The 20,207-nt window shown below is 73.2% G+C and carries 20 protein-coding genes; 5 read left to right on the forward strand and 15 right to left on the reverse strand.

The genetic code is table 11. The features are described 5' to 3' along the window. The first annotated feature begins 1 nt into the window (after position 1). Positions 2-1,210 carry an exodeoxyribonuclease VII large subunit gene (gene xseA, locus ACTOQ3_RS24060; RefSeq protein ID WP_440068353.1) on the forward strand — a complete coding sequence of 403 codons (1,209 nt, stop codon included), beginning with the start codon at positions 2-4 and terminating at the stop codon, positions 1,208-1,210. Here xseA and ACTOQ3_RS24065 read toward each other — a convergent pair. Next, positions 1,188-1,655, reverse strand: a complete 468-nt coding sequence (locus tag ACTOQ3_RS24065) for a GNAT family N-acetyltransferase (RefSeq protein ID WP_440085589.1) — start codon at positions 1,653-1,655, stop codon at positions 1,188-1,190. The genes xseA and ACTOQ3_RS24065 overlap by 23 nt on opposite strands. 188 nt (positions 1,656-1,843) lie before the next feature. Here ACTOQ3_RS24065 and ACTOQ3_RS24070 point away from each other — a divergent pair, with 188 nt between their 5' ends. Beyond that, positions 1,844-2,074, forward strand: coding sequence for an exodeoxyribonuclease VII small subunit (locus ACTOQ3_RS24070; protein ID WP_350971911.1), 231 nt, complete (start codon positions 1,844-1,846; stop codon positions 2,072-2,074). Between the two features lie 234 nt (positions 2,075-2,308). Here ACTOQ3_RS24070 and ACTOQ3_RS24075 read toward each other — a convergent pair whose 3' ends face one another. The 5 genes from ACTOQ3_RS24075 to ACTOQ3_RS24095 form a co-directional block, all read right to left on the reverse strand. Next, positions 2,309-3,346 (reverse strand): hypothetical protein, encoded by a 1,038-nt coding sequence (locus ACTOQ3_RS24075; protein WP_440085590.1) that lies wholly within the window; start codon positions 3,344-3,346, stop codon positions 2,309-2,311. Between the two features lie 227 nt (positions 3,347-3,573). Continuing rightward, positions 3,574-4,707, reverse strand: coding sequence for an NAD(P)/FAD-dependent oxidoreductase (locus ACTOQ3_RS24080; protein WP_440085591.1), 1,134 nt, complete (start codon positions 4,705-4,707; stop codon positions 3,574-3,576). A 78-nt stretch (positions 4,708-4,785) separates the two neighbouring features. Further along, positions 4,786-5,664, reverse strand: a complete 879-nt coding sequence (locus ACTOQ3_RS24085) for an RNA polymerase sigma-70 factor (RefSeq protein WP_440085592.1) — start codon at positions 5,662-5,664, stop codon at positions 4,786-4,788. A 456-nt stretch (positions 5,665-6,120) separates the two neighbouring features. Continuing rightward, entirely contained in the window at positions 6,121-6,654 is a 534-nt protein-coding gene (locus ACTOQ3_RS24090; protein WP_440085593.1) for a DUF4245 domain-containing protein, read from the reverse strand. Positions 6,655-6,692: 38 nt separating this feature from the next. Then, complete coding sequence (locus tag ACTOQ3_RS24095) at positions 6,693-7,298, reverse strand: TetR/AcrR family transcriptional regulator (protein WP_440068346.1); 606 nt, start codon at positions 7,296-7,298, stop codon at positions 6,693-6,695. A gap of 82 nt (positions 7,299-7,380) precedes the next feature. Here ACTOQ3_RS24095 and glpX point away from each other — a divergent pair, with 82 nt between their 5' ends. Then, positions 7,381-8,415, forward strand: a complete 1,035-nt coding sequence (gene glpX / locus ACTOQ3_RS24100; protein ID WP_440085594.1) for a class II fructose-bisphosphatase — start codon at positions 7,381-7,383, stop codon at positions 8,413-8,415. A 6-nt stretch (positions 8,416-8,421) separates the two neighbouring features. Here the strand turns inward: glpX and ACTOQ3_RS24105 are convergent, their stop codons facing one another. Next, the gene (locus ACTOQ3_RS24105; protein ID WP_440085595.1) at positions 8,422-9,024 is read right to left on the reverse strand and encodes a DUF1707 SHOCT-like domain-containing protein; all 603 of its coding nucleotides are present in this window, start codon (positions 9,022-9,024) and stop codon (positions 8,422-8,424) included. Positions 9,025-9,310: 286 nt separating this feature from the next. On the opposite strand from ACTOQ3_RS24105, the gene ACTOQ3_RS24110 reads away from it, so the two are divergent. Next, positions 9,311-10,477: an MFS transporter gene (locus ACTOQ3_RS24110; RefSeq protein ID WP_440085596.1), complete on the forward strand. Its 1,167-nt coding sequence runs from the start codon at positions 9,311-9,313 to the stop codon at positions 10,475-10,477. 10 nt (positions 10,478-10,487) lie between these two features. Here the strand turns inward: ACTOQ3_RS24110 and iolD are convergent, their stop codons facing one another. The 7 genes from iolD to pdxR form a co-directional block, all read right to left on the reverse strand. Further along, positions 10,488-12,329, reverse strand: coding sequence for a 3D-(3,5/4)-trihydroxycyclohexane-1,2-dione acylhydrolase (decyclizing) (gene iolD, locus ACTOQ3_RS24115; RefSeq protein WP_440085597.1), 1,842 nt, complete (start codon positions 12,327-12,329; stop codon positions 10,488-10,490). A gap of 19 nt (positions 12,330-12,348) precedes the next feature. Then, on the reverse strand, positions 12,349-13,167 hold the full coding sequence (gene iolB, locus ACTOQ3_RS24120; protein WP_440085598.1) for a 5-deoxy-glucuronate isomerase: 819 nt from the start codon (positions 13,165-13,167) through the stop codon (positions 12,349-12,351). A 79-nt stretch (positions 13,168-13,246) separates the two neighbouring features. Beyond that, complete coding sequence (locus tag ACTOQ3_RS24125) at positions 13,247-14,131, reverse strand: class I fructose-bisphosphate aldolase (RefSeq protein WP_440085599.1); 885 nt, start codon at positions 14,129-14,131, stop codon at positions 13,247-13,249. Further along, positions 14,128-15,093 (reverse strand): 5-dehydro-2-deoxygluconokinase, encoded by a 966-nt coding sequence (gene iolC / locus ACTOQ3_RS24130; protein WP_440085600.1) that lies wholly within the window; start codon positions 15,091-15,093, stop codon positions 14,128-14,130. The genes ACTOQ3_RS24125 and iolC overlap by 4 nt, the downstream gene beginning before the upstream one ends. Further along, positions 15,090-16,109 (reverse strand): TIM barrel protein, encoded by a 1,020-nt coding sequence (locus ACTOQ3_RS24135; RefSeq protein WP_440085601.1) that lies wholly within the window; start codon positions 16,107-16,109, stop codon positions 15,090-15,092. The genes iolC and ACTOQ3_RS24135 overlap by 4 nt, the downstream gene beginning before the upstream one ends. Before the next feature lie 50 nt (positions 16,110-16,159). Next, positions 16,160-17,137: a Gfo/Idh/MocA family protein gene (locus ACTOQ3_RS24140; RefSeq protein ID WP_440085602.1), complete on the reverse strand. Its 978-nt coding sequence runs from the start codon at positions 17,135-17,137 to the stop codon at positions 16,160-16,162. Between the two features lie 143 nt (positions 17,138-17,280). Continuing rightward, positions 17,281-18,819: a MocR-like pyridoxine biosynthesis transcription factor PdxR gene (gene pdxR / locus ACTOQ3_RS24145; RefSeq protein ID WP_440085603.1), complete on the reverse strand. Its 1,539-nt coding sequence runs from the start codon at positions 18,817-18,819 to the stop codon at positions 17,281-17,283. Positions 18,820-18,886: 67 nt separating this feature from the next. Between pdxR and ACTOQ3_RS24150 the strand changes: the two genes are divergently transcribed. Continuing rightward, positions 18,887-19,858: a DMT family transporter gene (locus tag ACTOQ3_RS24150; RefSeq protein ID WP_440085604.1), complete on the forward strand. Its 972-nt coding sequence runs from the start codon at positions 18,887-18,889 to the stop codon at positions 19,856-19,858. Here ACTOQ3_RS24150 and ACTOQ3_RS24155 read toward each other — a convergent pair. Further along, positions 19,764-20,132, reverse strand: coding sequence for a hypothetical protein (locus ACTOQ3_RS24155; RefSeq protein ID WP_440085605.1), 369 nt, complete (start codon positions 20,130-20,132; stop codon positions 19,764-19,766). The two genes, ACTOQ3_RS24150 and ACTOQ3_RS24155, sit on opposite strands and share 95 nt — an antisense overlap. Positions 20,133-20,207 lie beyond the last annotated feature (75 nt).

Genomic DNA, 20,207 nt, shown 5'->3' on the forward strand with positions numbered 1-20,207 from the left:
CATGAGCTCGAAGACCACCCCTGAGCAGCCCCTCCCGGTTCGCACGGTGTTGCAGATGGTCGGCGGCTGGATCGGCAAGCTCGGCACCGTCTGGGTCGAGGGGCAGATCACCGAGCTGACCGCCCGCGGCGGCACGGTGTTCCTGACGTTGCGTGACCCGGTGGCCAACGTGTCGGCCCGGGTCACCTGCCCGCGCGGCGTGTACGAGGCGACCCTCCCCCGGCCGGTGGACGGCGCGAGGATCGTGGCCCACCTGAAGCCCGACTTCTGGGTCAACAAGGGTTCCTTCGCGTTCACCGCGCTGGAGTTGCGGCCGGTCGGGGTCGGCGAGCTGCTGGCGCGGCTGGAGCGGCTGCGCCAGCTGCTGGCCTCCGAGGGGCTCTTCGGTGTCGACAGGAAGCGGCGGCTGCCGTTCCTGCCGGGCACGGTCGGCCTGATCTGCGGTCGTGACTCGGCCGCCGAGCGCGACGTGCTGGAGAACTCGCGGCGCCGCTGGCCCGCCGTGCGGTTCAAGGTCGAGCCGGTGGCCGTGCAGGGGCCGTACGCGGTCGGCGAGGTCACCGAGGCGCTGCGCAAGTTCGACGCGGACGGCGAGGTCGACGTCATCGTGGTCGCGCGCGGCGGCGGGTCGATGGAGGACCTGCTGCCCTTCTCGGACGAGGCCCTCGTCCGGGCGGTGGCGGCGTGCCGCACGCCCGTGGTCAGCGCGATCGGCCACGAGCAGGACAACCCGCTGCTCGACCTCGTCGCCGACGTGCGCGCGTCCACGCCGACGGACGCGGCGAAGAAGGTCGTGCCGGACGTCGGCGAGCAGATGACGCTGATCCGCCAGCTCCGCGACCGGGGCCGCAGGGTGGCGGGCGGCTGGCTCGACCGCGAGACGGCCTGGCTGGCGGCGGCCCGCTCCCGGCCCTCTCTCGCCGACCCGGTGCGCGAGGTCGAGCGCAGGGCCGAGCAGGCCGAGCAGCTCAGAGACCGGGCGAGACGCTCCCTCACCGCCTCCCTGGACCGCGCCCAGGATTCGCTGGAGCACCTGCGCGCCCGCCTGGTCTCGCTGTCCCCGGCCGCCACGCTGGAGCGCGGCTACGCGATCGTGCAGCGCCCCTCGGGCGATGTCGTACGTCTCGCGAGCGAGGTCTCCCCCGGTGACGAGCTGACGGTGCGCTTCCCCGACGACCGGGTGACGGTCAGGAGTGAGACCGCCACGTGAGCGAGGGATAGCCGTCGTCGACGAAGCCGAACTGCCGGTAGAGGGGCTCGGCGTCGGAGGTCGCGTGCAGGTCGACCCTGTGGACCCCGCTGTCGCGGTACCACTCCAGGAGGGCTCCCATGATCGCCCGGCCGTGGCCCCGGCGCCGGTGCCGGGGGTCGGTGGCCATGCCCTGGACGTAGCCGTAGCGGCCGTCGGGGAGGGAGGGGCCGGGGAAACGCTGGAAGATGAGGCCGATCCCGCAGGCCGCCAGTCCTCGGGGGGCGTCCACCACGTAGACGGCCGTGTCGGAACTGCCCAGCCGCTCCTCAAGGCTCTCCGCGTAGGCCCCCTGCCACTCCTCGTCGATGGGGTAGGTGCCGTCCTGAGCCATCCGGTCGGCCAGGACCTCACGGAGACGCACCAGCTCGGGGATGTCCTCGGGGGTCGCGTCGCGAACACTCATCCGAGCATCCTCCCAGCCGTACGCCGCGGTGGAGCGACCGGGGAGGCGCCTTGTGGATCACCCGCGGGCGGCCGGTACGGCGAGCCGGGGCGCCGCCGGGTGGGCGTCACCGGTGAGACCGTGCCGTGACCACGCCGGGTGGACGTCACGGGCTGAAGATCCCCGGGACACGACCTAAGGTGGGAGGTGTGGCCGATGAGAAGACACCGTCGTACGAGCAGGCGCGCGAGGAGCTGACCGAGGTGGTCCGCAGCCTTGAGGCGGGCGGGCTCACTCTGGAACAGTCGATCGAGCTCTGGGAGCGCGGCGAGAGGCTGGCCGCGGTCTGCGAGGAGTGGCTCCAGGGGGCCAGGGTGAAGCTCGCGGCGGCCATGGCGCAGCGGCGGCAGCCCGACCCCGCCGGAGACGCCCCCTTCTGAGCCTTCTGAGCGGCCCGGTCCGAGCGCGCCCGCGCCAACGGTCACCTCGTGTTCGGCGTCGTCCGGACGGTCCTCGCGGTCACGTGACGGTCCGGCCCGGAGCTCCCGGTCGAGGGCGAGGAGTCTGGCCGCCGTTCCTTGAAGCGTCCGCCAAAGCGGCTTCTCCCGAAGAAACTCCACCCGGCCGTGGCGCACCGGGTCACCGTCCCCGTCGGCACGGGCGGCCCGGGACGGTCACATCACGGCCACCGCCGTCGCCTCGGGTCGCGGACGGCGGGCGGCGCGGCGGTCCGCGACGAGGAGGGACAGCAGGCCGGCGAGGGTCCAGAATCCCAAGGTGAGGGCGGGGGCGCCGGCTCCGGTGCCGTCGAAGAAGCCGATGGCGCGCACGAGGCTGCCGGAGGCGCCCGGGGGGAGCAACTGGCCGAGGGTGGCCCAGCCGGTGGGCAGCCAGTGGGGGCCGGCCAGGCCCGACAGCGGGTTGCCGAGGAACATCATCACGGCGGCGCCGGCGCCGAGGCCCGCCAAGCCGAACAGGGACTCCAGCGCGAGGAAGGGGATCGACAGCGCGGCCATGCCAAGGGCCAGCCCGAGCGCGGTGAGCCAGTAGGTGCCGTGCAGGGAGCCGAACCCGTACTGCAGGACGGCGGCGACGGCGGCTCCGGCGACCAGGGCGAACAGGATCACCCCGGCCAGGCGGCGGCGCAGGCCGGCGTGCCCGGGGAACAGGCGCAGCAGGGCGACCGCGGGCAGGATCCCGCCGATGAGCAGGGGGAAGGCGCCGGCGGTGAATCCGGCACCGCGGGGGTCGTCGGCGGGGAAGGGCACCACGTCCTGGACGGTGGCCCCGCTCCGCTGCCCGGCGGCCATCGCGGTGCCCAGAGCGCTGATCGCCGCGCCGGCCTGCTGACCGGCCGCGCTCGCGGTGTAGACGGTGATGCCGTCGGCACCGAGAGCGAGCCCGCCGACGACATCGCGCTGCTCGATGGCGCTCTGGAGGGCCCGCGGGTCGGAATAGACGGTGACGTCCCAGGCCTCGCCGTCCAGGCCGCCCTGGACGGCGTGGACGGCCTGCCGCGGTCCGGTCAGGCCGAGGGGCACGTGGTGGGGACCGCTGTTGAGGGAGGGGAGGGCGAAGGCGCACAGCATCACGAGGAGCACCGCGGTCAGCCCGACGACGACGCCGAGCAGCGTGCGCACCGTGGCGGGGGGCCGCGGACCGGACGGGGCGTCGGGGCCGGTGGCGGGGTGGGTCATGGGGGTGGCGGACATCGGGAATCTTCTACTTTCGGCTGTCGGGGAGGCGTTGTCGGCCGGTTGCCGGCCGGTTGCCGGCCGTCTTCTGTCCGGCTGCGCCGGTGGCCGTGTATCCGGCGTCTCCGGCGTCTCCGGCGTCTCCGGCGTCTTCAGGGGTGCAGAGGCGTTGGGGCATGGTCACGCGGGGCCGCGGAGATCGTGTCCCACCCGGATCCACCGGTCGGCGGATCCGGGCGGGAGCGTCACCCCTGCCTGGCGCCGATCACGGTCACGGCGGGGTGGCGAAGGTTGTACCAACCGGTGACGCCGAGCACGAACTTCTTGAGCATCGCCACCGGGCGACCCGTGCGCACCTTCCCGTGGGGGCTGCCGTCGAGGTCGGTGGGCTGGAGGAGGCCGTCCCACTCGCCGAGGCTGACGCACAGGGCGTCGGCCTTGACGCGCAGCGGCTTCGGGCTACGCCCGGCCATACGGGCTGTGATCGCGTGGAAGGCGCACGCGGCCGCCAGCCCCCCGGGTCCGCAGCCCATGCGCAGCACCTGTCCGTCCTGGGTGTGCGCGGCGGCGGCGTCCCCGATGCCGTAGACCTCCGGGTGCGACCGCGAGCGCAGGGTTCCGTCCACGACCATGCGGCCGTGGTCGTCCACGGCCAGCCCGGCCTCGCGCGCCAGCTCCGGGACCGTGAAGCCGGTGGTCCACGCCACCGTGTCGGCGGCGACGTGCTCGCCCCCCTCCAGCAGCACGCCGTCCGCGCCGACCTTGGCGACCCTGGCGTGTTCCCACACCTGGACGCCGAGGCGGCTCAGAGCGCGGTGCAGGTAGTCACGGCCCTGCTCGGACAGTTCCTGGCCCAGCGCTCCGCCGGTGACCAGCCGCACCGTGCGGTCGGGGTAGGTCTCGGCCAGCGCGGTGGCCGTCTCCAGACCGGTCGGCCCGGCGCCGACCACGGCGACCGTGTCGGCGGTGCGCATCCGGTCGCGCAGCCGCTCGGCCTGTTCCCCGCCGGCGACGGTGTAGGCGTGCTCGGCCACCCCGGGGACGGTGTCCAGGTCGGCGCGGCTGCCCAGCGCGTACACCAGCAGGTCGTAGCCGATCGGTTCGGCGCCACCGGCCAGTTCCACCCGCCTGCCCTCCGTGTCGACGCGCGTGACCCGGTCGACGATCAGCCGGACGCCGGTGCCCTCGAACAGTCCGCGCAGCGGCAGGTGGCGCACCCTCCGGCCGGAGGCGAGCTGGTGGTTGCGCATCCGCTCCACGAACCGGTCACGGTCGTTGACGATCGTGACGTTCGCGCCGGTGCGCCTGGCGAGCAGCTTGGCGGTCGTGACGCCGGTGTATCCGGCGCCCAGGACCGCGATGTTCGGTGTCGTCGTCATGAGCGTTCTCCATCCGTCGTTCGACGCTGGATGAACGGGATACGGCGGCGATTCGTGACACCTCGACCCGAGAAACGATTACATCTTTTGCTTCGCGATGAAGGTGAGCTTGTCTGGGTTGGCGATGGTACGGAGGGTAACGACGCGGTCGCCGTCGAACTCGAGGGCGGTGACTCCGGACAGCCGGCCGTCCAGGTACACCATGAGGGCGGGCTCCCCGTTCACCACGTCCGGTACGAGGCGGATGCGCTGCGCGTACTCGGCAAGGACGCGCAGGTAACGCAGGACCTGCTCCCGGCCGACCAGCGGACGCCGCACCGCTCGCGCCTTGCCGCCACCGTCGGCCCAGGCGACGACGTCCTCGGCCAGCATCCGCTCCAGCGCCGGCACGTCACCGGCCAGCGTGGCCTCCAGGAACCGCTCCAGGAGTTTCCGGTGCTGCCCGGACGGGGCGGTGAACCGCTTGCGCTCCTCGGCGACATGCCGCTGCGCCCGGCGGTACAACTGCCGTGCGTGCGGCTCGCTCACCTCCAGGATCTCCGCGACCTCGCGGTGGCTGTGACCGAACGCCTCGCGCAGCACGAACACCGCCCGTTCCGGCGGGGTGAGCCGCTCCAGCAGCACCAGCATCCCCAGCGACAGCGACTCCCGCTGCTCCACCGTCTCCAGCGGGCCGAGCGCGCCGCCACCGGTGACGACCGGCTCGGGCAGCCACGTCCCGACATAGCGCTCCCGCTGCGCCCGCGCCGAGGTGAGCCGGTCCAGGCACAGGTTGGTGACCACCTTGGTCAGCCACGCCTCCGGCGAGATCGCCGTGTCGCTGCGCTCCCAGCGCAGGTAGGCGTCCTGCACCACGTCCTCGGCCCCTGAGGCCTCCCCGAGCAGCCGGTAGGCCACCCCGAACAGGCGCCCGCGGTTGGCCTCGAACCGCTCCAGCCGCTCCTCGGTCACGCCCATGACCGGCTCCCGCCCGCGCGCGGCGGGATCCGGGCCGCTATGGCCGGGCCCGCACTCCGGCCGCGCGTGTCAGGGGGGAAGGACATCACGGACGCGCTTCCGCTCGGCTCCCGCAAAGATCGGACACTCGATCAGCGTAACCGCCGGTCGGGTCGCCCTCTTCTTCCCCTGTCACCACACGGGTCCGGAGGCCCCCGGCACGCTCGTGACCGGCGCCGTCCCGTTCGTCACCGGCATTGCCTGCGGCGTCGGAGGCGGAACGGCGCGCCCATGGCATGTCCGGCGGAACGGAGGCGGAACGGCACGCCCCACGGCATGACCGGCGGCGGCGGATGTGGAGCGGCGCGCCCGATGGCCGGGACCCGCGACGAGAGGAGCCGGCGTGCGGCGAGCGCGGAACCGGGCCGGGCCGGGCCCCAGAGTGAGCGCGATCTTCGACCTGCGGGGAAACGGGCCTCAGGAGGTGACTCTCGGCTGCTGCTTGAGGGATCCGGCCAGGGCGGACAGCTCGTCCCACGGGGCGGTGCCGGTGACGACGATCGTGACGTCCGGCAGGAACCGGACGAGGGAACGCTGGTTCTTGTCCTCGCGGAGGCGCTGCTCCCAGGTCACGCCGTTGATCTGGACGGTGCCGGTGACCGTGGAGGTGTTGGAGAGCCGGTTGGCGAACCCGGCCGCGGGCTTCTCGTTGCTCTGGGCGAGCATCGCGTGGAAGCGCTTGGCGGTGGCGAAGCCGAGCCTCCAGGTCGTGACGCCGTTGACGTTCGTGTTCCTGGAGCTGTTCGGGACCCATCCGGTGGCGACGGGCTCGGGTGCCCACACCTGGAAGGGCGCCGTGCGTCGCAGGTCGGCCAGGGCGATCGAGTAGTCGACCCTGGGAATGTGCTCGGTTCTGCTCTGCGGCGTGACCAGCAGGAACAGGCCGACGGCGCCCAGGCAGACCGCCATCGCGAACACGTAGCCGTAGAAGCCCTGAGTGAACTTTTGCACGACTGTCGACACTATCCGTTCGGGAGGGCGGTCCGGCCTCAGGGGCGGCGGATCTGGGCGATGATGGTCAGCACGTCCTCGGCCAGGGCCCGGGAGGCGTCCTCGTCGTCGGACAGGGCGACCTCGGAGACCGCGGCGGCGAGTGCGCCGGTGAGGACCACGACCAGCGCTCCCTCGTCGCCCTCGAACAGGGCCGCGTTGCGCTTGGCCCACTGCCTGAGCCGGTCGCGCATGATGAGCTCGAACCCCGGCGGCCCGTCTCCGCGCAGGAACAGCGCGGAGATCTCCCGCTCGGTCAGGCAGCCCTCCAGGTAGGCGCGGGCCCCGGCGATGAACAGCCGCATCGGGTCGCTCTCACCGTCGGCCCTGGAGTCCTGGACCGCCTGCTTGGTCCGCTGGGTCTGACGGGTCTGGAACTCCTCGAAGAGGGTGAGGTAGAGATCGGCCTTTCCGGAAAAATGGTGGTAAAGACTTCCGACACTCGCTCCCGCGCGGGCGACCACGTCGGTGACCCCGGTCTCGGCGAAACCGCTCGTGACGAAGATCTCCCTCGCGGCGGACAGGAGCGCGACGCGCGTGGCGGCACCCCGCTCGGAGGTCCGCGCACCCACGCCCTTCACCAGTCGTTCCGTGTCGCTGCTCATGGTGGGCACATTATCCTCCGCCGACCGGTCAGAGGGGCGCCAACTACGATCGTTGCATTGACCACGAGAGGGGTTTCCCACCATGTCCGATGAGACGTCCGTTCCCGACGCCCTCGCCACGGGAGAACACGCACCCGATCGCAACCTCGCTCTGGAACTGGTCCGGGTCACGGAGGCGGCCGCGATGGCCGGCGCCCGCTGGGTCGGGCGGGGTGACAAGAACGGTGCCGACGGCGCCGCGGTGAACGCCATGCGCCAGCTGATCAACACGGTGTCCATGAGCGGCGTGGTGGTGATCGGTGAAGGCGAGAAGGACAACGCGCCGATGCTCTACAACGGCGAGCACGTGGGCGACGGCAGCGGCCCGGCGTGCGACGTGGCCGTGGACCCGATCGACGGCACCCGGCTCACCGCGCTCGGCATGCCCAACGGCATCTCGGTGATCGCGGTCAGCGAGCGCGGCTCGATGTACGACCCGTCGGCCGTCTTCTACATGGACAAGCTGGTCACCGGCCCCGAGGCCGCCTCTTCGGTCGACATCAACGCCCCGGTGGCCGACAACATCGCCGCGGTGGCCCGCGCCAAGGGCGGCGAGCCCTCGGACGTGACCGTGGTCGTCCTCGACCGGCCCCGCCACGAAAAGATCATCCGTGAGATCCGGGAGGCCGGAGCCCGGATCAGGCTCATCACCGACGGTGACGTGGCCGGTGCGATCATGGCGGCCCGGGTGGGCACGGGAGTCGACCTGATGCTCGGCATCGGCGGCACCCCGGAGGGCATCATCGCCGCCTGCGCGCTCAAGTGCCTGGGCGGCGTCATCCAGGGCAGGCTCTGGCCGCAGGACGACGCCGAGCGCCGCCGGGCGCTGGACGCGGGCCTCGACCTCGACGCCACACTGAGCACCGACGACCTGGTCAGGTCCGACGACGTGTTCTTCGCGGCCACCGGGATCACCGACGGCGAGCTGATGCAGGGCGTCCGCTACCGCGCGGGGAGGGCCATCACCAACTCCCTGGTCATGCGCGGCCGTTCCGGGACGATACGGAAGATCGAGAGCGAGCACCAGCTCTGGAAGCTGCGGGCCTACAGCGCGATCAACTTCGACAGCGCCAGCTGAGCGGCGTCAGCGGCGGAACCAGGAGCGGCGAGGACGCTTGGGAGACTTGGCCACGATGCTCCCGAGCGTGACGACGCCGGTGATCTCGATGACCGGCCCGTCGGGCGAGGCCGGGACCTGGTTCTTCTTGCCGCCCATGAACGCCGAGGCGGGCATCTCGATCCGCACGCCCTCGGGGACGATCAGGGTGAGGGTGCCGCCCATCACGGTGACGTGCAGGGTCACGTGGCTGGACTGGAGCAGCGCGTCACGCAGGTCGAGCTTGACGTTGGCGCAGATCGCGGTGGCCGTGAACCGGGTCGGCACGACCCAGCGGCCCGAGCGCTCCTCGGAGCCGAAGAACGCCGTCACCGGGCGGACGTCGGTGCGGAGCGGCTGCGCCTCGGGCGGCAGCAGGTCGGCGGTGAGCGCGGAGAGCTCTCCCAGCGTGCGGACGCGGTAGAGGGCCTCGGTGCGCTCGTCGTGCTCCTCGTGGTCGAGGCGCCCGTCGGCGAGCGCGTCGCCCAGCACGGCGGCCACCCTCTCGCGGTCGGCGTCTCCGGCCCTCAGGTCGGCGGGGCGGGGCTCGGGGGCGTAACGGCGGACGGCGGGGGGACGGGGACTCTCCACCCTTCGACCATAATCCCTGCCGGGGCTCCGGCAGCGGCGCGAGAGCACCGGCGTGCCCCGGACGTTCGGGCCCACGACGCCGCGGGCCCGTTCGCCGGCGGGTTCTCCGGTCACCCCGATCCCGGACACGGCGAACCCCGGCCTCCTCCGCTTCGAGCGCCCCCGTCCGGTCCCCCGCCCTCGACGGCACCGGTGAAACCGGCAGGTGACCGGCCATTGACCCCCGGATGGCCCGCCCATACCCTGACGTGAACTTGAATCCCCCTCATGTTCCCCGGAGGTCGTCATGCCGACCCCACGTGACCGGCAGGCGCGCGTGGCGACCTGGGCGGCCTTCTTCGTCCAGGGCCTCTGCCTCTCCACCCTGCTCACCCATGTGATCGACCTCCAGCGCAGGTTCGGGCTCAGCGACGGCGATCTCACCCTGGTCCTGCTGCTCGTGCCGGTGATCGCCGGTGTCGGCAGCGCGGTCGCGGGTCTCCTGGCGAGCCGGTACGGCAGCGCCCCGGTCCTGCGGATCTCCCAGGTCGGCGTCTGCACCGCGGTGGTCCTGTCGGGCTGGAACGACCAGCTCGCCGGCCTGTACGCGCTCAGCGCCGTGTTCGGCCTGTTCCTCGGCGCGGTGGACGCGGCGATGAACATGCAGGCGGTCGCGGTCGAGCGCCGGTACGGCGTGAGCGTGCTGACCGGCTTCCACGCCGTGTGGAGCGTCGGCTCGATGCTGGGGGCCGGATTCAACTCCGCCTTCAGCGAGCTCGGCGTGGAACTGCGCTGGTCCTTCTCCGTCCCGGTGCTGATCGGCGCGGTGATCTCAGTGATCATGCTTCCCCGCCTCTACGGGCGGGAGGAGGAGAGGTCCACCGAGCGGGCCGCGCACGTGGCGGCCCGGGTGCCGTGGCGGCCGATCATCCCGCTCTGCATGGCGATGGCGTTCCTGTACGTCGGCGACGCGGCGGTCTCCAACTACAGCACGGTCTACATGGAGAAGGCGCTGGCGGCGAGCGGCTGGCTGGTGCCGTTCGCCTACTTCGTCTACCAGGCGACCATGCTCCTGGCCCGGGTACCCGGCGATCTCGCCGTCCGCAGGTACGGCCCTGCGCCGGTGGTCCGGGTGGGCGCGGTGATCGCGGCCGTGGGCACGCTGGGGGTCGTCGTGGCGCCCGGCGTCGCGGTGGCCGTCGTGTCGTTCGGCCTGATCGGCGTCGGCCTGTCCGTCATCGCCCCGCTGTCGTTCTCGGCGGCGGGCCGGATGGGCGCCGGGGCGGAGACCGCGATCGCGCGGGTCAACATGTTCAACTACGTCGGCTTCCTCGTCGGTGCCGCCGTGGTCGGGACGCTCAACGACACGGTGGGCATCCGGGTCGCCTTCGTGCCCGCCGCCGTCCTGGTGGCCCTGATCGTGTTCCTCGCCAGGGGCTTCCGGCCGGACCCGGAACCCGCCGCGCGGCCGTAGCCCGGGGACCTCACAGGTAGGTGCGCTGGTCCCGTTTGGCCTGTTCGTAGGCGGCGCGGGCCCGCCGCGCCTCCGGCAGCCCCGACACCTCCGCCACCGGGACGTCCCACCAGGCCGTGGTCTGCGGAGCGGGACCCGGCACCGTCTCGACGTACACGACGGTGGTGCCGACGGCCTCCCTCGCCTTGGTGAGAGCCACCCGCAGGGATTCGGGGCCGTCGGCGCGGATCACGTCGGCGCCCAGGCTGGCCGCGTTGGCGGCCAGGTCGACCGGGAGGAGGGCCCCGTCCAGCGCGCCCCCGGCCCCGCGCATCCGGTAGGCGGTGCCCAGGCGCCCCGCGCCGACCGCCTCCGACAGCCCGCCGATGGAGGCGAAGCCCCGGTTGTCGACCAGCACCACGACGAGCTTGACGCCCTCCTGCACGGCGGTGGCGATCTCCTGGGCCATCATCAGGTAGGACCCGTCGCCGACCAGCACGAACACCTCGCGCTCGGGCGCGGCCAGCTTCACCCCGAGCCCTCCGGCGATCTCGTAGCCCATGCAGGAGTAGCCGTACTCGACGTGGTAGGACTTCGGGTCGCTCGCCCGCCACAGCTTGTGCAGGTCGCCGGGCATCGATCCGGCCGCGTTGACCACCACGTCCGAGGGCCGGGCCACCTCGTTGACCATGCCGAGCACCACCGGCTGGGTCAGCGCGTCCCCGGTCGTCAGCAGGGAGACCTGCTCCTGCCACTCGTGGGTCAGGCGCGTCGCCCTGGCGGTCCAGCCGAGGTCGGCGCTCCAGTCGCCGAGGTCCAGGGCGCGCAGTGCCTCGCGGGCGTCGGCGACGAGCATCTCGCCGGAGTGCTTGGCGGCGTCGAAGGCCGCGACGTTGACGTTGAGGAACGCGGCCTCGCCGAACAGGGTGCGGGAGGCGGTGGTGAAGTCGGTGTAGCGGGTGCCGACCCCGATGACCAGGTCGGCGTCGCGGGCCAGGTCGTTGGCGGCGGCGGTGCCGGTGTGCCCGATCGCGCCGACCGCGCAGGGGTGGTCGTAGGGCAGCGTCCCCTTGCCCGCCTGGGTCTCCCCCACCGGGACGCCGTGGTCGGCGGCGAACGCGGCCAGCGTCTCCCACGCCTCGCTGTAGACCACCCCGCCCCCCGCCACGATCAACGGCCGTCGCGACCGCCTGACCAGCTCGGCCGCCCGCGCCAGCGCGGCGGGTTCGGGGACGGGGCGCGCCACGTGCCACACCCGGCGGGCGAACAGCTCCTCGGGCCAGTCGTACGCCTCCGCCTGCACGTCCTGCGGCAGCGCCAGGGTGACCGCGCCCGTCTCGGCCGGGTCGGCCAGCACCCGCATCGCGGCCGGAAGGGCCGCGAGAAGCTGCTCGGGCCGGTTGATCCTGTCGAAGAACCGGGAGACGGGACGCAGCGCGTCGTTGACGGTCACGTCGGGGAAGCGGGGATCCTCCAGCTGCTGCAGGACCGGGTCGGCGGCGCGGGTGGCGAAGACGTCGCCGGGCAGCAGCAGCACCGGGATCCGGTTGATCGTGGCCAGCGCCGCCCCGGTGACCATGTTGGTGGCGCCGGGGCCGATCGAGGAGGTGCAGGCGAAGGTGGACAGCCGGTTGCGGGCCCGCGCGTAGCCGACGGCGGTGTGCACCATGGCCTGCTCGTTGCGCGCCAGGTAGTACGGGAGGTCGCCGTCCGTGCCCGCCCCTCGCTCGGCCAGGGCCTGCCCGATCCCGGCGACGTTGCCGTGGCCGAAGATGCCCAGGCATCCGGCCACCAGCCGGTGTTCCGCTCCGTCGCGCTCCGACCACTGGTTCGCGAGGAACCGCAGGAGCGCCTGTGCCACGGTGAGTCTCATCACAATGCCTCACAAGGTCTTACGGGGCCTTTGTCATCGGAAGCCTCGGGTCGATCGGCTGCTGTGCCCACGAGGAGCGGATCCAGGCGTGCCGGGGATCGTCGCAGAAGGCCATCGACCGTTCGGGCGCGGGCCCGGCCAGCACGTTCAGGTAGTAGAGGTCGTAGCCGGGGGCCGCCATCGACGGGCCGTGGTAGCCGCTGGGCACGAGCACCACGTCTCCGGCGGCCACCTCGGCCAGGGTGTCGTGCGTGCCGTACACCCGCTGGTAGCCGGGGCCGCCCTCGAAGTAGTAGATCTCCTCGAGCACGGCCTCGTGCTCGGAGGCCGTGTCGTGCTTGTGCGGCGGGTACGACGACCAGTTGCCGCCGGGGGTCAGCACCTCCACCGCGACGAGTTTGTCGCAGTCGAAGGCGTCGGGGGCGCAGAAGTTGTTGACCTGGCGACTGGCCGGCCCCGTCCCGCGCACCTCGACGGGGACCGCCCGCGCGGGACCGTACCGTACGGGGAAACGCCTGGTCGCGCGGGCGGCGGGGAGGGCGAAGCGGCCCTCGCCGGTGATCCGCGCGGTCGCGCCGACGGGCAGGTACGCGAAGTCGGTGACCGCGTGGAAGACCGAGGTCCTGCCGTCCAGCGTGAGCCGCTCCCCGTCGCACTCGACCACGCACGTGCCCGACAGCGGCAGGACCAGCATCTCCTCGTCACCGGTGTCGAACTCCACGCCCTCGCCGGACAGGCAGAGCACGCGGAGCCCCGCGTACGTCCACCCGGCTGCCTCCGGGGTGATCGACAGCGCCCACGGCGCCCGCGCGGTGCTTCCCGCGGGAACGAGGGTCATGGCCGCTCCTCGCCGTCGCCGCCCCGGTCCGGTCTCCCGTGCGTGCCCTCGCCGATGCGGTTCCGGCCCGATCTCCCGTTCATGTCACCTCCAGCATCGCCGCGGCGGTGTCGACGGCCGCGGCCACGTCGTCATCGGAGGGATACAGCAACGCGCGGCCCACCACCAGACCCCGCACGCCCGGAAGTCGCAGAGCCTCGCGCCAGGCCGCGTAGGTGAGCTCCGGCGCGCCGCCCGGGTCGCCCCCCAGGAGCAGCGTCGGCAGCGTGGTGGCCCGCATCACCCGTTCCATGCCCTCCACGACCGGGATCTTGAGCCAGGTGTACGCGGAGGTCGCGCCGAGCCCCTGGGCGACGTGCATGGACCGGATGACCCCCTCGGGCGACAGGTCGTGGGTGATCGCGCCGTCCCCCGCCCGCCGGGACCAGAACGGCTCGACCATCGCGACCAGGCCGTGCGAGGCCAGCTCGGTGACGGCCCGGCCGCACGATTCCAGGGTGCGGGCGGTGGCGGGGTCGTCCATGCCGATCCGGCAGAGCATCTTGCCGCCGTCCAGACCCATCCGGCCGATCGAGGAGGTGTCGTAGGCGGTGAAGCGGTCGTCGAACTCGAAGGCCGACCCGTGCAGGCCACCCCGGTTCATCGACCCGATCACGACCTTGCCCTCCAGCGCGCCGAGCAGCAGGAGGTCCTCGACGATGTCGGGGGTGCCGAGCACGCCGTCCACGCCGGGCCTGGCCAGCGCCACGCACAGCCGGTCCAGCAGCTCGACGCGGCTCTCCATCGCCCCGGGACGGCTGCCGACGCCGACGACCCCCCTGGCCGTGTGGTCGGCGGCGATGATCAGGAGCCGGTCGCGTTCCTCCAGCGGCCCCCTGCGCCGCCGCGCCCGCGCCGCCTCGGCGATCCGCCCGGGAAACCGCGCCCGCGTGTCGATGAGCGCCCGGTGCTCCTGCTCGTTCATGCGCCTCCCGCCTCCGCCCGACCCCCACCGCTCGCGCCGAGCACGTCCATCACCTCGTCGATCCGTGGCATCGCCGGGGCGCAGGCCAGCCGTCCCGCGACGATGGACCCGGCCGCGTTGGCGAACCGCAGCGTGGTCTCCAGGGGCCAGCGTTCGAGGAGGCCGTGGCAGAGGGCACCGCCGAAGGCGTCTCCCGCGCCGAGGCCGTTGACCACCTCCACCGGCACCGGCGGCACCTCCACCGTCTCGCCCGCGGTCATGCCGAGCACCCCGCCCGCCCCCCGCTTCACGATCGCGAGCTCGACGCCCGCCGCCAGCAGCGCCGCCGCCGCCTCGTGCGGCTCGCGGGTGCCGGTCGCCACCTCGGCCTCGTCCTGGTTCCCCACCGCCACCGTGACGTGGCGTAGGGCCTCGCGCACCTGCTCGCGGGCCTCCTCCGCGCCGGACCAGAACATCGGGCGGTAGTCGAGGTCGAGCACGGTGTGCGGCACGCGTCCCCTGGCCCGCCAGGCCGCGAGGTGCGCGCTCCTGGAGGGCTCCTGGGACAACCCGGTGACGGTCGCCCAGAACAGCCGGGCTCCCGCGACGGCCTCCAGATCCAGCTCCTCGGGGAAGATCTCCAGGTCCGGGGCCTTGGGGAAGCGATAGAAGTAGAGGGGGAAGTCGTCCGGCGGCCGGATCTCGCAGAACGTCACCGGGGTGGGCAGGTGCGCGACCGGGGTCACGTAGCCGTCGTCGACCCCGTACTCGCGCAGCGCGTCGTGCACGAAGAGCCCGAACGGGTCGTCCCCGGTCCTGGTGATCACCGCGCTGGAGCGGCCCAGCCGGGCGGCGGCCACGGCCACGTTGGTGGGACTGCCGCCCAGATACTTGCCGAAGGTCTCGACCTCGCGCAGCGACACCCCCACCTGCAGCGGGTAGATGTCCACCCCGGCCCGCCCCATGGCCAGAACCTCGATCATGCGCGTCCCCCGCCGGGCGGCTCGCCGCTCCCGGTCCCGCCGCTCCCCGGCCCGCCGCTTCCGGACGGCCCGGCCTCGTCGCCGGTGAGCTTCCTCAGGTACGCCAGGCTCTCGCGGACGTTCTCCTTGGGGTCGCCGGAACCCCTGGGCGCGTCGGGGCCGCCGGGATCACCGTCGGGATCACCGTCGGGATCACCGTCGGGATCACCGTCGGGATCACCGTCGGTGGAGCCCAGCACGACGTCCTGCTCCAGGACGTACCAGCCGTCGTACCCGGCCCTGGTCAGGCCGCCGACGATGGCGGGAAGGTCCACGTCGCCCCGGCCCAGCGGGCGGTAGAGGCCGTCCTTCACCGCCCGGGTGTAGGTCAGCTCGCCCGCCCTGACCCGCCCGGCCGTGGCGGCGTCCACGTCCTTGAGGTGGACGTGCGCGATCCGCTCCGCGGCGTGGGAGACCAGTTCCGCGGGGTCGGTGCCGCCCGCGAGGAGGTGGCCGGTGTCGAGGCAGAGCGGCATCGCGCTGTCGTCGAGCACCCGCTGGACCTCCTTCCGGTTCTCCACCACGGTCCCGATGTGCGGGTGCAGGGTGACGGTCCTGCCGAACTCCTTGGCGTTCTTGAGGATCCGGCGCAGGTTGCCCATGAGGGTCTTCCAGGCGGCCGCGTCCAGCTCCGGCCTGGCGTCGTAGCTCTCACCGCCGGTGGAGGCGGCCAGCACGACCACGTCCACCGCGCCGTCCATGAAGGCGCGCATCGCGGCCCGGACGACCGGGAGCGGGTCGTGGTCGGCCTCGTGCAGGACGACGGGGACGAACCCGCCCACCGCCCGCAGCCCGTACTCCGCGAGAAGGGAGCGGCAGCGCGTCGGCGAGGGCGGCAGGAACCCCTGGGGGCCGAGCTCGGTGGCCGTCAGGCCCAGCTCCCTCATCTCGGCGAGCACCTGGGAACGATCCAGCTGCCGCCCCCAGCCGGGGACCTCGCAGACCCCCCAGGAAATGGGCGCGCCGGCCGTTCGCACCGGACCGCCTCCGCCGGCGGAGCCGGTCTCTCTCACCGGGTCGCCTCTTCTCACACGATCACCTCCGTGACGCGCACCGGACGACCCTCGCGCCGGGACAGCTCCGCGGCCTCGGCGAGGTAGAGCGCCGCGAGGGCGTCCTCGACAGTGCAGGGACTCTCCGTCTCCCCCCGCGCCGCGCCGAGAAACGCGTCGAGCTCGGCGACGTAGGCGTGCTCGAACCTGGCCGCGAAGTCGGGCCAGGGCTCGCCCGGCGGCTGCAGGCCCTCGGAGCTGGTCAGCGGCACGCGCGGGTCGAGGCCGACCGCCCAGGTCCGCAGGGTGCCCGCCAGCTCCATCCGCACGTCGTACCCGGCGCCGTTGTACCGCGACCCCTGGAGGGTGACGAGCGTGCCGTCGTCCATGGTGAGCAGCGCGGCGCTGTTGTCGACGTCCCCCACCTCGGCGAAGAACGCCTCGCCCCGGTTGGCGCCGGTCGCGTAGACGGTGTCGGCCTCTCCGCCGGTGACCCAGCGCAGGATGTCGAAGTCGTGGATGTGGCAGTCGCGGTAGATGCCACCGGACATCGGGATGTATCCGGGGTCGGGTGGGCAGGGGTCGGCGCTCACCATGTGCACCCGGTACAGCGTGCCCAGCTCGCCGCCGGCCAGCGCCCTCCTCGCCGCGGCGTACCCGGCGTCGAAGCGCCGCTGGAAGCCGATGTGCACGACCGTGCCGCTCCGCCTGGCCGCGTCCAGCACGCGGAGGGTGTCCCGTACGCCGGGCGCCACCGGTTTCTCGCAGAACGCCGGCACCCCCTTGGCGCAGGCGCGCATCAGCAGCTCGGCGTGGGTCGCCGTGGGAGTGGCGATGACCACCGCGTCGCTGTCGAACGCGTCCCCCACCCGCGCTCCCAGCCTGGCGGCCACCTCCTCCGCCCGCCCGCCGTCCGCGTCGCTCACCACCAGCTCGTCGACCCCGGGATGCGCCGCCAGGGTCGCGGCGTGGAACACCCCGATCCTGCCGAGTCCCAGTAGTCCAACACGCATCGTGCCTCCGAAGAAGAAAGCGGTCGATCTCCAGTTCTAAGCGACGAGTCAGAAGCCGTCAAGAATTTGTCAGGACATCCAGACGATCTATCGGACCGCACCGGAAGCTCCGACGTGAACGTATCCGCAGGCGGGAGGCCTGCTCATGGGGCGGGGCGACGGCGCAGGGCGTCCGCGAGGGCGCGGATCGTCGCGTCGGCGCGGCGGGCAGGCAGGCGGGCGAAGCCCATTACCAGCGCGGGCGGGCCCGGGGCGTGCCGCATCGGGCCCACCGGCTCGACCGCGAGCCCGCAGTCCTGGGCCGTCTCCGCCACCGCCGCCTCGTCCCAGCCGTACGGCAGCTCGGCGAGCAGGTGGAGCCCGGCGGAGACGCCCCGCACGGTGATCTCGGGAAGGTGCTCGCCGAGCGCCAGCGCGAAGGCGTCGCGGCGGGCGCGGTACTCCCGGCGCATCCTTCTCAGGTGCCGGTCGTAGCCGCCCGTCGTGACGAAGTCGGCCAGGACGTACTGCTCCAGGACGGGCGAGCCCAGATCCAGCTCGCCGCGGGCCAGCCGCAGCGACTCGGCGATCTCGGGCGGCGCGGCCACCCAGCCCAGGCGGAGCCCGGGGGCCAGGGACTTGCTGACGCTCCCGATCAGGATCACCCGGTCGGCGGCGAGGCCCTGCAGGCAGCCCACCGGGTCGCGGTCGAAGCGGAACTCCGCGTCGTAGTCGTCCTCCAGGATCGCCGCTCCGGTCGCGGCGGCCCACTCGATCAGCTCGGCGCGGCGGCGGGGCGAGAGCACGACGCCCGTCGGGTACTGGTGCGCGGGGGTGAGCAGCACCGCGCGCGCCCCGGTCGCGGCCAGGGCCCCGACGTCGACGCCCTCGCCGTCCACAGGGACGGCGACCAGGTCCGCGCCCGCGGCGTGCAGCAACGGGAGCTGGCGTCCCCCGGCCGGGTCCTCGACCGCCAGCCGGATCCGGCCGGGGGGCGGCGCCGGACGCGAGGCCCGCCGGACGAACCAGCCGAGATCGTGGGGCGACCGGCCCCGGGGAAGCCTCCCCGCGAGCGCCTGGATCGTGAGACTGATCCCCTGGGCCACCCCGCCCACGATCACCAGGTTGTCCGGGCTCACATCGGCCGCCCTGACCCTCCTGAGATAGGCGGCCAGCTCCTCGCGCAGCGCCGGGACGCCGCCGGGATCGCCGTAGTCCAGGGCCTCGGCGGGCAGCGCGGCGAGCGTCCTGCGCATCGAGGCCAGCCATCGCTCCCTGGGGAACGCCCCCAGGTCGGGCGCGGTGGAGCGGCGCCCGTGATACGGCTCGCGCTCCCTTTCCGCGCCGCGGGCCTCCGCGGTCCGGGACCCGGCGCGCGGCGGGTCCTCCGGCGTCCGGGAAGGGCCCTCGGGGCCGTCAGGACCGCCGGGAGGGACGGGGAGGGCGGCGGGACGGCCCGCGGCGGGGGCCACGACGGTTCCCGCCCCGATCCGGGAGATCAGGAACCCCTCGGCGACGAGCTGCTCGTACGCCTCGACCACCACACCCCGGGAGAGGCCGAGATCCCTGGCCAGCTCGCGGCTGGCGGGCAGCCTGACCCCCGCGGCCAGCCGCCCGCGGCGTACCGCCTCGCGGAGCTCGCGGGCGATCTGGGCGGCGACGCCGCCCGCCGCCCGGTCGACGACGAGGTGCAGATCGGCCAATTGGTCCTCTGTTTCGCTGCCACATTGGACCCGACAGGGGTGCCATTGGCTTCCTAGCATTCCGCACATGAACGTGGATGTCAGCACCACCCGCCCCACCACCCGCTCCACCGTCCTACGGGAGTCGCGCGGCCTGGTCCAGGCCGCGACGGCGATGTTCCTGGTGGGCACCCTGGCGGGGGTCGCCGGGGTGATCGGGGACTACCCGGTCTACGGCGGCCAGGCCCTGCGCCACCTGCTCGCGGCCGCGGCCCTGCTCACCGTCGCCCGGGTCGCGGGGCTGCGGTTCGTCCGGCTCACGGCCCGCGAGACGGCGCTGCTGGCGACGCTCTCCCTGACGGGACTGGTGATCTTCAACGTGTGCGTTGTCGAGGCCACCCGGCACGGCGGTCCGGCCCTGGTCGGGACCGTCCTCGGCACCGTGCCGCTGGCGCTGGCCCTGCTCGGCGGGCGCCCCTCGCCCCGGCTGCTCGGGGCGGCGGCGCTGGTCGCCGCCGGGGCGACGGTGGCCGCCGGGCTGGGCAGCGGCGACCTGGCCGGGCTGCTCTGGTCACTGGGCGCGCTGGGCTGCGAGCTCTGCTTCTCCATGCTGGCCATCCCGCTGCTGCCGAAGCTGGGCGCGGTGCGCGTCTCCGCGTACTCGGTGACGCTGGCCGTGCCGATGCTGGTGGTCGCCGGTCTGCTCGCGGACGGCACCGCGATGTTCCGCGTGCCGACGGTCTCCGAGGCAGCGGGCCTGGGTTACCAGGCGCTGATCGTGACGACCGTGGCGTTCTTCCTCTGGTACGACGCCCTGCCCCGGCTCGGCCCGGGAAGGGCGGGGCTGTTCGCCGGGCTGATCCCGGTCGGCGCCATCGTCACCGGCGCCGTCCTCGGCCTGGGCGCGCCGTCGGTGCCCGACCTGCTCGGCGCCGCGCTCGTGGTCACCGGCATCGTCATCGGCCTCAGCTCAGCGGGCTCACCCGCTGCGGGGGTACGTCGGCCGGCTGAGGCGGAGCGGGTCGCTGCCGGGGTATCTCGACCCGCTGGGGCAGGTTGATCTGCCGCGCGGGCTCGCCGGCCCGCCGCAGGGACAGGGTCACCTGCTGCGAGGGCAGGCTCGCCCGGCCGGAGGCGACCTTCGGCCGCTGCCGGGAGAGGGTCATCGGGGGTTCCGGCCAGCTCACCGGCCACTGGGGGGTACGGCCGTTGGATTCCTTGATGCTCGCCAGCGTGATGGCTATCAGTGACACGCCGAGGCCGGCCACCACGAAGACGGCCACGATTGCCAGCAGGACGATGTTTCCGGCCAGGACGGTGTTTCCGATATTCATGCTGTCCCCCAGCTTCCGCCGGACGCTCGGCCCGGCTCTTCTCCCTTTCCCCGTACATTCGGACATATGTCCTCA

Source organism: Streptosporangium sp. LJ11 (assembly GCF_051918945.1).
GTDB lineage: Bacteria > Actinomycetota > Actinomycetes > Streptosporangiales > Streptosporangiaceae > Streptosporangium.

Bases quoted from the DNA above. Each gene is read 5' to 3' on its own strand.
- ACTOQ3_RS24125 (WP_440085599.1), bottom strand. From the start codon at position 14,131: ATGAACGAGCAGGAGCACCGGGCGCTCATCGACACGCGGGCGCGGTTT.
- ACTOQ3_RS24140 (WP_440085602.1), bottom strand. From the start codon at position 17,137: ATGCGTGTTGGACTACTGGGACTCGGCAGGATCGGGGTGTTCCACGCC.
- iolC (WP_440085600.1), bottom strand. From the start codon at position 15,093: ATGATCGAGGTTCTGGCCATGGGGCGGGCCGGGGTGGACATCTACCCG.
- ACTOQ3_RS24080 (WP_440085591.1), bottom strand. From the start codon at position 4,707: ATGACGACGACACCGAACATCGCGGTCCTGGGCGCCGGATACACCGGC.
- iolB (WP_440085598.1), bottom strand. From the start codon at position 13,167: ATGACCCTCGTTCCCGCGGGAAGCACCGCGCGGGCGCCGTGGGCGCTG.
- iolD (WP_440085597.1), bottom strand. From the start codon at position 12,329: ATGAGACTCACCGTGGCACAGGCGCTCCTGCGGTTCCTCGCGAACCAG.
- ACTOQ3_RS24110 (WP_440085596.1), top strand. From the start codon at position 9,311: ATGCCGACCCCACGTGACCGGCAGGCGCGCGTGGCGACCTGGGCGGCC.
- ACTOQ3_RS24095 (WP_440068346.1), bottom strand. From the start codon at position 7,298: ATGAGCAGCGACACGGAACGACTGGTGAAGGGCGTGGGTGCGCGGACC.
- ACTOQ3_RS24065 (WP_440085589.1), bottom strand. From the start codon at position 1,655: ATGAGTGTTCGCGACGCGACCCCCGAGGACATCCCCGAGCTGGTGCGT.
- ACTOQ3_RS24150 (WP_440085604.1), top strand. From the start codon at position 18,887: ATGAACGTGGATGTCAGCACCACCCGCCCCACCACCCGCTCCACCGTC.
- xseA (WP_440068353.1), top strand. From the start codon at position 2: ATGAGCTCGAAGACCACCCCTGAGCAGCCCCTCCCGGTTCGCACGGTG.
- glpX (WP_440085594.1), top strand. From the start codon at position 7,381: ATGTCCGATGAGACGTCCGTTCCCGACGCCCTCGCCACGGGAGAACAC.
- ACTOQ3_RS24085 (WP_440085592.1), bottom strand. From the start codon at position 5,664: ATGGGCGTGACCGAGGAGCGGCTGGAGCGGTTCGAGGCCAACCGCGGG.
- ACTOQ3_RS24155 (WP_440085605.1), bottom strand. From the start codon at position 20,132: ATGAATATCGGAAACACCGTCCTGGCCGGAAACATCGTCCTGCTGGCA.
- ACTOQ3_RS24075 (WP_440085590.1), bottom strand. From the start codon at position 3,346: ATGTCCGCCACCCCCATGACCCACCCCGCCACCGGCCCCGACGCCCCG.